The following is an 11,868-nucleotide window of genomic DNA, read 5'->3' on the forward strand; positions in this document are numbered from 1 at the left end:
TATGAATTTATATTTAATTTTCAAATAAAATAAATTATATAAAAATAATAAAATTCTTAAAAATCATTGTTAACCGGGGGGTAACAATTAATAAGTTAATTCTTTTTAATAAAGTTTAACTACTTTCGATCTTATAATATTATATGGTGATAAAAATGGTATATGAATCTGTATTATATAATGATTTACACACTAATGGCATTATAGGTCCTCATAGCAAAATGCTAGGTCCAGTAGCTGATGGAGGTAAAATAGTTTTCTTAACGCCACCAGGATGTTGGGGCCCTATGATTACACCAAATATTAGAGGAGGCCATGAAGTTAATGTTCCTGTATTAGTAGAAAAGGCTGAAATTGGGAACTCTATAGCTATATTTCTTGAAGATATAAAAATAAAATCAAGGGCAACATCTTCAGGTGTTGGAGAACCCGTTGAAAACACTTATATGGGAGATCCATTTGTTTTTAAGATATGCCCATCTTCTAAGGAACCATGGCCGGATTATGAAGTTGTTGGCATAGGAGATAATGCTGTAAGGTGTAAAGATGGTACTCCAGCATCACCTTTTAAGATGGTTCATGGTTATACCATGTTATTTGATGATTCTTATAAGGTAGGTATAACTGTTGATAAAAAATTATCTGAAGAAATAGCAAAAAATGCTAAAAGTTACATGTCTATTCCGCCGAACTCAAAACAGGTACCTGTTGTAACGTTAGCTAAAGCAGATCTTATAGGGGCAGTCTCGAGAATTAGGCCTTTTATGGGTCAATTAGGATCGATACCTGCAGTAGATATACCAGATTCTCATAATGCAGGCGACTTTGGATACGCTTTAATTGATGCAAACCATCCGTATAGAATAACTAGAGACCAATATGAGCACGATTTAACGGATGGCCATCTGGATATAGATTCTGTTAGGCCTGGTTCTATAATTATAGCCCCAGTCAAGGTAAAGGGGGGAGGAATTTATGCAGGGGATGGCCATGCTATGGAAGGTGATGGAGAAGTGGCAGGCCATACTACAGATGTTACTACAGAAGTTTCAGTAAAGGTAGAAGTTATAGATAAGTTAAACCTTGAAGGGCCATTATTATTACCTAGAGAAGAAGATTTGCCTCCTTTAGCTAAGCCTTGGAGAAAGGATGAGTGGGATTATGTAATGAGCTTTGCAAAAAAGGTAAATATAGAGGTAGAACCAGTTGCTCCCTTACAAATAATAGGATCAGGTCCTACTATAAATGATGCAGCTAAAAAAGGTTTTGAAAGGGCTGCAAAACTTTTTGGCATGAAACTAGAAGAGGTTTTAAATAGGGTCACTATAACAGGCGCTGTAGAAATTGGAAGATTGCCTGGTATTGTGCAAGTATCTATGCAAGTTCCAATAAGAATTCTCGAAAAACTAAATATTGCTGATATTGTAATTAAACATTATAATTTATCATATTAGAATCTAGTATAATTTTTTATTTACAAACTTTTTAATTAATATCTTTACGGCTTTTAGATTCATATCAAAAATTTACATTATATAGCCAATAATTAAAAATATAACCTTCACTGTATACATAAATTTATGGTGTATTGTATGCCAGAAGAGAATATATCATCAAAGCCTATTTTAATTCCTCCCATGGTTAGTTATCTTATTAGAAAGGCGCAAGAAGATCCGGTAAAGTTTTGGGATGAGGTTGCAAAAAGCGAAACTGATTTAATATATTGGAAACGGTTGTGGGATAAGACATTTGAATGGGAAGAAAACAAGCCTTACAGATGGTTTATTGGAGGAATAACTAATGCAGAATATAGTCATATTGATTTCCCAGTAGAAAAGGGATTTGCTAACAAAGCCATATACATCTATGAGAATGCGGAGCTAGGAATTACTAAAACGTATACATATTATCAATTCCTTGATCTAGTTAAAAGATATGCAGCCTCTATGAGAGCTCTTGGTATAAAGAAAGGAGATAGGATTACAGTATATATGCCAACTAAAGTTGAAAGTATAGCAGTTTTCCATGCAGCTGCCAGAATAGGAGCAATAGCTACTCCAGTATTTGCTGGATTTTCAGCTGGTGCCCTAAGGGATAGAATACTTCTTACTGAGCCTAAGTTATTGTTTACGCAAGACTTTAATATGAGAAGAGGTAAGCTCATCGGCCTTAAAGATATTGTAGATGATGCTCTTAAGGGAATAGAGAAACCCACAATTGAAAAGGTAATTGTACTTAAGTCAGGCTACACAGAAAAAGAATCATCTGTGAATCCTAAACGCGATATGACTTTTGAAGAGTTCTTAAGCAAGTCCAAAGAGGGGTCAAGCGATGTTGAATGGATGGAGTCTAACGATCCATTATATATTATTCCTACTTCAGGTACCACTGCAAAGCCCAAGCCAGTTGTGCATAAACACGGTCCATATCAAGTTTATGTAACTACTATGAGCAAATGGGTTTATGGAACAGAGCCTAGCGATGTCTGGTTCAATACAAGCGATGTAGGTTGGGTAGTAGGCATGAGTTACATAGTTTATGGTATACCGATATTTGGTGCTACAAGTATTGTATATGATGGTGTTGCAGATTATCCGAAACCGGACATGTGGTGGGAAATAATTGAAAAAAACAGGGTAACAAAGTTATGGTTATCTCCAACTGGAATTAGGCTTTTAGGTAAATATGGAACGTCGTATGCGAAAAAGCATGATCTCTCTAGTTTAAAGGCTGTATTTAGTGCTGGTGAATTGCTTAACCCTGAGCCTCTTAAATGGTTAATGTATGATGTACTTGATGGTCGTGTGCCTGTTATAGATCATATGTGGCAAACAGAAACCGGTGGACCAGTTGTAGGTAATCCTTATGGAATACAGATGCTGCCAATAAAGCCGGGTAGCGCTGGTATACTATTGCCAGGTCTAATAGGTTATGTTGCAAACGAAGAAACAGGTCAACCAGCTAAGCCAGGTGAAAAAGGTGTTTTGGTAATTAAACACCCATTCCCGGGCTATACATCAGAACTTTGGCAAGATTATGATAGATATATAAGATCTTATTGGAATGCAAGGCCTCAACTCAAGGGCGTTATATATACAGGAGATGGAGCTATGGTAGATGAAGATAATTACATATGGTTTGTAGGAAGGGTAGATGATGTAATAAAGATATCTGCTCACCGTATAGGATCATACGAGTTAGAAAGTGCTCTTGTATCGCATCCAGCAGTTGCTGAAGCTGCAGTTATTGGTGTGCCAGACCCTATAAGAGGCGAAGTTGCTGTAGGGTTTGTGGTGCTTAAGGAAGGTTATCAACCCAATGAAAAAATTAGGGAAGAATTAGAAGATCACGTTAAGAAAGTTTTTGGACCAGTAGCTGTATTTAAGACTATTGAGTTCGTTAAGGCAGTTCCTAAAACAAGGAGCGGCAAAATTATGAGAAGAGTAATAAGGGCTGTTTATAAAAATGAACCGTTAGGTGATATATCAACTTTAGAAGACGAAGCAGAGGTTGAAGAAATAAAGAAGGCTATTGAGCAGTTTAAGCAAGAACTCAAGGAAAGAGAATCTTAAATAAAATATTTTTAAATTAATTTATAACAAAACTTCTTATTGTTTTATTGTTAAGTTTTATTCAACATAATTATTGCAAATAAAAAACATATCTTTATTATTAAAGGAAACAAGATAATGCATATAAATCTAATTTGACCAAATAAAAATAAATAAAAATATTACAGCTTAAAACCTATGCCTTATAAAAACAGCTGTTATAGCTATTATGCCTATTACTACAGCTACCCCACCTAAAGCTCCAAAATTTGTGGATACAGATGATACCTTACTATTTACAGTCGTAATACTTAAGTTTAATGATGATATTCAAGATGATAATGATTTGTAGTTATTTGATACTGAGCTGCTTAGTGATAAGAGTTCTGATGTTAATGTGGAGTTTACATTTTGTAATTTTGTATTTAATGATAATGTGTTACTGTAAAGCTATAAATATACAAATGTTTAAAGATTTCATAATTAACTTTATATGGAAAACTTAAATCTTTATAAAATTTTATTTATATTAAATATATCTTGAAATTCCTTGTATTATATGTTTTGATTATTTTTCATATAAAATTTAAATGAAAGCAGGATTAATATAAGGACCTTCAACTTTTTTAATTCTGAAAGTAAATTGAAAACATAATATATAATAAAAGGGACGGGATGATCGAGCTGATAATAAAAGAAAAATCAAGAAATGTTTTATGGATTAACCTTAGCTATACTTATAATAGAATTGCTGTAGTTTCAGATCTTCATGCGGAAGACAAGGGATTTAGTGCAAGGTGCTTTACAAAAACTATTAAGGCAGTTAATCCTGAGGTTTTAATAATTGCCGGGGACGTTTTTAATAATATGGAAAAACAGAAATTTGATGAATCTATGGCAAAACTTGTTGTTGAATTAACTGGTTACCCTAATAATTTGCGTGAGATTTTAATAACCTTATCTATAGGTAATCACGATCCAAAAATTAAAGGATTGATAGAAAGTTTTAATATTAATAATATTAATGTAAAAGCAATTAATGGTGTTGCGTTGTTAAGGTTTAATGATAAGCATTTAGTTGTGCTTCATGGAGATTTGTTGTTCAAAAATGGTATAATTGCTGCATTTATTAATTTACTTTTAGGAAAAGGGTTTTATGAAAAAATAACGAAAAGAATCTTACTTTTAAACTCAGATATATTTTTAATTATGGGCCATACCCACATTCCTTTTATTGATTATAAAATGAAATCTGCAAATAGTGGTTCATGGGCTTGGAGGCCTATAGTTGGAAAATCTTCTACAATTTTGATAATTAATAAGGATTTTGTCATTAAGCTCTTAAAACCCTCTTGTAAAGTATAATTTTCTACTTTTTAATTAATTTATAAATATATATTTATTTAAATTTTTTGATAATTAAGGCATTTCATCACTTATCCCAGAAGCATAATACGCAAGTTTTTTGCTTTCTTCGTAATTATAGGACCTATATAATTCTATAACACTTGCTTCAATAGATCCTTCTGCATGTATCATTATTGTAGTGAAAAATGCCCCTAAACTTGATAATATTTCTCTCGTTAATGATAAAAGCTTTGCTCTAGTTAGTGGATCTGTACCTTTCTTTCCAACTAGGTATTTTTTCAAGTATTTTACTTCTTCTTCATTATAAAAATCTTGAGTTGCTGGTAATGTATCGGCAAGTCCTCCGGCTATTTCTACTAGATCCTTAACCACGTTAAGATAACTTTCGTTTGAAACAAGCTTACCAACGTTTGTAAATATCCTATTAGGTATAGCAATTTTTGTATCTTCATCTAATTCAGCATATAAAGAGGCTGCTAAAGCAGATTCTCTCAATATTTCCTTATATTTTATCATATCGACAATATCTCTCCTTACATGAGACTTATCATCAATGCCATTTAATTCTGCTAATAGTTTTCCCAAGCCTATTAATAAATCAGCTATAACAGCCCTATAAGATATAGCAGTAAACCTGTGGAAAGTTGGGAACATAACTGCTAAAGGTCCTGCTAATTGGTATTCACCAGCTAAAAATACTCTATCCCATGGAACAAATACATCATCAAATATTACTAGTGATTGTGTTTCCATATTTTCCTTTCCCAAAACAAACCAAGGATCATTTAAAGCAGTTTCACTAGCTTTTAATGGCTTTGAAATCATCTTTAACCCCTTGGTATTTGGAGGTATAGAAAAAGATACTGCATAATCTTTATCCTTTTCTCCCATATTTCTTGTTGGCAAAACTATAATTTCATTAGCAACTGGTGCCTGTGTTATTTGTGCTTTTGCTCCCCTAACTATTATACCATCTTTGTTTTTGTCTACTATCCTTAAATATAGATCTTTATCTTCTTGTTCAAAAGGTCGTAAATCTCTATCTCCTTTCACATCTGTTTGAGCAACAGCTAATCCCAAATCATTTTTTATAACGTATTCATAAAACTTCATTACATTTTCATAATAATGTGTTTTAAAATATGAATCAGTTTTCTTTGCAACAATCATGAGAGCAAACAATGCATCGGAGCCAATAGCTTTAATTACATCAAAACTCCCCCTTCCTAATTTTGATGTTTCATAAATTAAATTAAACCTTTCTATTAGATCGTTTCCATTTCTAGGTATTTTATAAAATTTGCTTGAATAACCATAAACATCATCTTTATAAACAGTTAATTCCCTTGTTTTTTCATCCTGTTGCCATTTATATATTAAAGATGCATGATTTACGGCTGATTTTAAAATATCATGTTTAGTCACATCATCAACTCTTTTACCTCTATAATATACTTCCCTACAATCTCTCAGGCTGTTTATATATTCTTGAGAACTCCTTAAACCCATAGTTTATCCCCATATTTTCTTATATTAAATAATATTTAAATACAATAAATTTGTAATTCTATATGAAGGTTTAAATAATATTTAAATACAATAAATCTTATTATTGTTAACTCCCCGGTTAACAATAAGAGCAATTTAGTTTTCATTAGAAGAGCCTTCGTCTTATTTAAAAGTAATTATAAATACATTGTGTATCTATAAATTAGATTTATAGAATTTGATTCTTGATTTCCTTTATTATATTAAACAAAATTTTTTAAGACCTTTATCTTCTTTTAAAAACTTCATAATTTATAGTTAAGTATTTACCAAAATGCCCAAGGCTGAATTAGAAATTGCTACCTTCTTCCTATAATTTTCTACTTACGTATTGTAATAAACCTTTTTTCTATCATATACTAATATCTATGGCATTCGTTAATGTTCTCTCTATGCCGTTGGTGTTACAATCCTTGATCCTTGAGCATTTTCGCCATAGAACTTCCTTAATTAAGTGGACCACTTGGGTTTCCTTTCACTGATTGGAGATAGTTTCTGAGCTTTATCCTATCTGAATAGTTAAAGGACACAAGTTTATTTATTGAAATTAAGATAAAAATTCAAAGTATTTCATTAACTGTACATGTTTCTTTGACTTTATCAATTAAAATTGATAATTCCTTTAAAACTCCAATTCCTATTAAATTCTTTCCCTCAAAATCTCTTGGGGATAAGACGTAAGTTTCCATCTTTTTATTGCCAAAATCTATGAGTGCTCTTGACGTCTTCATGATAACATAACCATTTAAGGTTTTAAACCTAAACCATGAATCTTCTGGTAATTCTCCAACTTCAAAGTACTTATAGATAGTATCTGTTAGCATTATTGTACCATCAAAACCTGTATCTAATCTTAAGCTTAATTCAAATTCATCAAGCTTGATATTTTGGAGTTTTAAATTAATATAAGGTTTTTCGCCATTAAAACACTTTATTGTAATAAACTTCCTCCCAACCATTCGCCCTCACTTTTGATATCTTTACTGGGATTAAATACTATAGCATGTTTAACGTTTAATTTCTTAAGAACCTCCTCAACTTGATCTATGCTATCGTAGGCTCCTATGAATTTACCTTGAGCTATAATTACGTATTTATCTTTATATTTTGATAGTATTTCATCTTTTAATTTATTAAAGACTTTATTATTTTCTTGTCTTTCATCGTTATCTCTAACCCTATTCAACCAGAGATCCATAGCTTGATCAATAGCTTCAGATAAAGTTAAACCTCTTCTTATAGCTTCAGCTTTGAATTCTCTGAGTTTCTCCTCATTTACATTTTTTATTACCAAAGTCACCTATTTCACCAATTTAACCTATGTAACCAAAGTTAATAATTTTTGAATGCCTATCTTATGTTTAAGAAATTTATTATAAAAAATGTAAAACACCTTTTGTCAAAAAGCTTTTCTTGTTGTTATAAAAAAGCCTTATTTACTGTACTTTTTCCTAACGTTATTAAAAGAGTTATAAAAGCATGAAAATAATGAGTTAATAGAAAACCATTAATTTAATTAGATAATTAATTAAAAAGCGATTTAAATAGAAGGAATTGACTGCTTATAGGCTTTATTATAAATGATTGATTTGATATAATAGTAGAACTTGCAGCAAGATGATTCCATTATTTTCATAATAGAAATCATGGAGATATTTAGGAAATTAACGGATTTAATTCTAAAAAACATATTTAAGCTATAAAAACATATTAAAAACGGTGAAAAAATGGCTAAGAAATCCTATATATTAATAGCGGTTTTCCTTTTTATATTAATATTTGTATCTTATTTGGGCCAAAGTTTTTCATTATTTAGCCCATCTAAAAACAGTATTTGGCCTTATTCCTACACCTCTAAATTAAAGAGCCAAACAATATACCTAAAAGGTTTAAAGAGTCCTGTTAAAATTATAATAGATAATAATGGAGTAGCACATATATATGCTAATGATACCTATGATGCCTTTTATGCTGAAGGATATTATACCGCTTATATGAGGTTGTTTCAGCTTGAATTATTCGGTTTAACAGGAGTAGGTAATTTAAGTTCATGGTTTGGCAATTTAACTCTAAGCACAGATCTTTACGCCCATTACGTTGGTTTTCCTCAAAATGCAAACTTTTCATTAAATTATGTTAAGGAAAACTACCCTGTTATATATTCTTATTTGCAGGCATATTCAAACGGAGTTAACGCTTACATTTCTCAGGCTGAAAGCTCTCACGAATTACCTCCCATTTTTTATTTGCTAAGAATCAAGCCTTACAATTTCACTCCATATTATTCAATAGCCTGGGGTGAAGTAATGTCATGGGGATTAGCCAAAGGTTTTTGTGATGAACTAAGGCTTTCTTTAATTTATACACATTTAGGCTACAATTTAACTCAAGAACTTTTCCCATATTACCCTTATTATACAAATGGTTCTTTAACAGCAATGCCAGGCAATGGAACTGTTAATAACTTAAATCTTCAAAGCTTTAATATAAGTCCTTCATATTTTTGGTCATTGAACTTTTATAGCAATTTTGCAAATGGATTAAGTAATGAAACCTTATATAAGGCAATCCCATTAATTATCTCATCTCTTAATGAAATATGCTCAGATCCATTAAGCTTTGTTGATTTAGGTAGCAATGAATGGGAAGTTACTGGTAATTACAGCAGTACTGGATACCCAATGATGGCTAACGATCCGCATTTAACTTTATATGATCCGTCATTATGGCTTCCATTACAATTAGTATCTCCTAGATTAAACGTAACTGGTTATGAATTAGTTGGAGAGCCAGGTGTTTTGATAGGTCATACGGAAAATACTGCATGGGGATTAACAACTCCTTTAGGTGCGTCTAGCAACGCTTATTTAGAAGTTGTAAATATGGAAAACCATTCTTATCTATTTAATGGTGAATGGTTACCTTTAAAGGAGTATAATTTTACTTTATTGAACAAAAAATATACAATTTATTATACAAATAACGGACCTTTAGTTTCTTATAACAATACATTAAAAATGGGTATAAGCCTTTATTGGGTAAATCAATATTATCCATTCTTAACATTGGTATCTGAATTCCTATTGGATAATTCAACAAATTTCTCTCAATTATTAAATGCAGCAAGATATTGGGTTGAACCAACACAGAATTTAGCAATGGTTTCAAAGAATGAGACAGGATTTATTACAGCAGGTCTCTATCCTTTAATAAGGATTACATTACCAAATAATGAAAGTGTAGAGGTTGTCGGTGGTAGAACTATCTTAAATGGATCAATACCTAATTATGAACCTGTTGGTTATATACCATTTAATTACTTGCCTCAATCAATTAACCCTGAAAGGGGCTTTGCCTTTGCACCAAATCAGCCAACAGCATTTATAGATTATCCGTACCCATTTGTTGGAGGTTATTGGGTCTCTGATGGAAGGGCGTTAACAATATATAGATATTTGAATTCTCATAGGAACATGACTATCTCAGATATGGAATCTTTGCAAAGCAATGTAACTGATTCATGGGCTTCCATATTAGATCCTGTAATGGTTTCATGCTTAGAAAATGAGAACTTTTCAAATAATCTTAAAGAAGGTGTTTTGTTGTTATCGGCATGGAATTATACATTTTATCAAAACGAGGTGGCGCCAACAATTTATACATATACTTTATTGAACATAATAAATAATGTAGTTAACCCAGTTTTAAATGAACATGGATTAACCCAATATAAGAATTTGCTAACAGGTACAGTTGGTTTTTATGGAACTGATACTTTAATTACAAGCGATCTAGCATATTTTGCGACACATAATCCAAATTCATCATTATTTAATGGAAGTTTTTGTAAAGTAGTTAATTCGTCTTATAATGAGGCAATGAGTTATTTATCAAGTAAGCTGGGTAATATTTCTAATTGGAAATGGGGTAACGTGCATGTATTAGAGCTCATAAATCCTGCTGGAATTTCATCTCTGAATTATGGCCCAATACCCATATGGGGTGATGGTTTTACTCCATCAGCAGCTTACTTTAACTTCAATGGTACAATTTCTATTCCACTAATTGTTAGTGAAGGACCAAGTTTAAGGATAGTAGATTCCCCTGCAACTAATCAATTTTATTCAGTATTCCCAGGAGGGCCCAGCGAAAACCCCGCAAGCCCATGGTTTGAAACGCAACTAAATTCATGGCTAAACTTTAATTATTATCCATTTTCACCTGTTGTTGAAGTTAATGCTACATGGTATTTAATTCCTAGAGGTGGATAAAATGAATAAGACTAATTTAATAATATATATGACTTCGATAGCTTTAACTCTAGCCTTATCATATTTTATCCCCTACGTTTGGATTGGAATAATACCAGGCATAATAATGGGATTAATAAGAAGAAGATCATTAAGGCTTATTTCAAGCTTTTTAATTGGATTTATAGGCTCTTTATTAATGTATTTAGTATACCCAATAAATTATTTAGTTTCTTTAGCTAAGACTGTTGGAGCGTTAGCTGGAATATCTTGGTTAATATTAATACTAATATATCCGCTATTATATGGGTTGATAGAATTATCGGCATCGGGTATTATTGGAGAAATTTTAAATTCTAAAAATAAAAAATAAAATTTTCTAAAAATAATATTTATGATAATAAATTAAAGATTATCTTTTAATTCTCCTAGTTCCTGTATCAAATATAGAATCGAATAATCTTTATCAAAACTATCAAAATCTTTATCTATTTCCTTATCTAACAATACAATTGAATATGAAATTTCATAATCCTCATTTTCCTCTCCATCCTCATCCTCTTCATATGCATCCCAAATCAGCTTTACTCTTTTTATTTCTTTATTTATAATAAATAATTTTAATCTTAAATCAGCTTTACTATTAATGTCAATAGAAAACGATATTTTTAAAACCCCATCATCTTTCTTTCTTGATTCAATATCAAAAGAATTGTCATGAAAGTATTTTACTAACTTATATTTTAACAGTTCATTTTTTATATTTTGATATTCTCTTATTCCAGCCTCGTTCGATGTAGCTAAATTTAATCTGTCATCGAGATTAATAGGTAGTTTTTTATATTTATTTAGTTTTTCCCTTATAACTTTTTTAATATTGGATGTATTTTTCGAATTTTTAAACTTATCAGAAATATCGATTATTTCTTCTTCAATAGTGTTATCTAGTAGATTACTCATAATTTCACCATCCTATATACAATTAATAATTAAGATTAGAAATTATATAAGCTTTTAAAATATTAGATTACGGGAATTCCCATATAACTTAAATCTAGTTAGATATGAGAAATAATCAATTCAGTTTGTAAATTCTTGTATTTCAGTATTTAATTCAAAAACTAATAGATTCATGAAAATTCCCAAAAATT

Annotated in this window: 9 protein-coding genes; 5 read left to right on the top strand and 4 right to left on the bottom strand. The window is 31.0% G+C overall.

The genetic code is table 11. The features are described 5' to 3' along the window. Positions 1-155 precede the first annotated feature (155 nt). The 3 genes from Q0C16_RS04505 to Q0C16_RS04515 all read left to right on the top strand — a co-directional run bounded on the left by Q0C16_RS04505 (position 156) and on the right by Q0C16_RS04515 (position 4,916). Complete coding sequence (locus Q0C16_RS04505; protein ID WP_292319910.1) at positions 156-1,454, top strand: acetamidase/formamidase family protein; 1,299 nt, start codon at positions 156-158, stop codon at positions 1,452-1,454. Positions 1,455-1,592: 138 nt separating this feature from the next. Beyond that, on the top strand, positions 1,593-3,572 hold the full coding sequence (locus Q0C16_RS04510) for an acetate--CoA ligase (RefSeq protein ID WP_292319912.1): 1,980 nt from the start codon (positions 1,593-1,595) through the stop codon (positions 3,570-3,572). A 654-nt stretch (positions 3,573-4,226) separates the two neighbouring features. Next, positions 4,227-4,916: a metallophosphoesterase gene (locus tag Q0C16_RS04515; protein WP_292319913.1), complete on the top strand. Its 690-nt coding sequence runs from the start codon at positions 4,227-4,229 to the stop codon at positions 4,914-4,916. A 54-nt stretch (positions 4,917-4,970) separates the two neighbouring features. Here the strand turns inward: Q0C16_RS04515 and Q0C16_RS04520 are convergent, their stop codons facing one another. The 3 genes from Q0C16_RS04520 to Q0C16_RS04530 form a co-directional block, all read right to left on the bottom strand. Further along, positions 4,971-6,428 carry a 4-hydroxyphenylacetate 3-hydroxylase N-terminal domain-containing protein gene (locus Q0C16_RS04520; RefSeq protein WP_292319914.1) on the bottom strand — a complete coding sequence of 486 codons (1,458 nt, stop codon included), beginning with the start codon at positions 6,426-6,428 and terminating at the stop codon, positions 4,971-4,973. A gap of 599 nt (positions 6,429-7,027) precedes the next feature. Beyond that, entirely contained in the window at positions 7,028-7,426 is a 399-nt protein-coding gene (locus tag Q0C16_RS04525) for a hypothetical protein (RefSeq protein WP_292319915.1), read from the bottom strand. Further along, positions 7,399-7,767, bottom strand: a complete 369-nt coding sequence (locus Q0C16_RS04530; RefSeq protein ID WP_292319916.1) for a hypothetical protein — start codon at positions 7,765-7,767, stop codon at positions 7,399-7,401. Before Q0C16_RS04530 ends, Q0C16_RS04525 begins: the two co-directional genes overlap by 28 nt. Before the next feature lie 427 nt (positions 7,768-8,194). Here Q0C16_RS04530 and Q0C16_RS04535 point away from each other — a divergent pair, with 427 nt between their 5' ends. Beyond that, positions 8,195-10,738, top strand: a complete 2,544-nt coding sequence (locus tag Q0C16_RS04535) for a penicillin acylase family protein (RefSeq protein ID WP_292319918.1) — start codon at positions 8,195-8,197, stop codon at positions 10,736-10,738. A gap of 1 nt (position 10,739) precedes the next feature. Next, a complete protein-coding gene (locus Q0C16_RS04540; protein WP_292319920.1) occupies positions 10,740-11,090 on the top strand; it encodes a hypothetical protein in 351 nt (116 codons plus the stop codon). Positions 11,091-11,122: 32 nt separating this feature from the next. On the opposite strand, the gene Q0C16_RS04545 is transcribed toward Q0C16_RS04540, so the two are convergent. Then, positions 11,123-11,677 carry a hypothetical protein gene (locus Q0C16_RS04545; RefSeq protein ID WP_292319921.1) on the bottom strand — a complete coding sequence of 185 codons (555 nt, stop codon included), beginning with the start codon at positions 11,675-11,677 and terminating at the stop codon, positions 11,123-11,125. Positions 11,678-11,868 lie beyond the last annotated feature (191 nt).

The organism is Caldisphaera sp., assembly GCF_023256325.1.
GTDB lineage: Archaea > Thermoproteota > Thermoprotei_A > Sulfolobales > Acidilobaceae > Caldisphaera.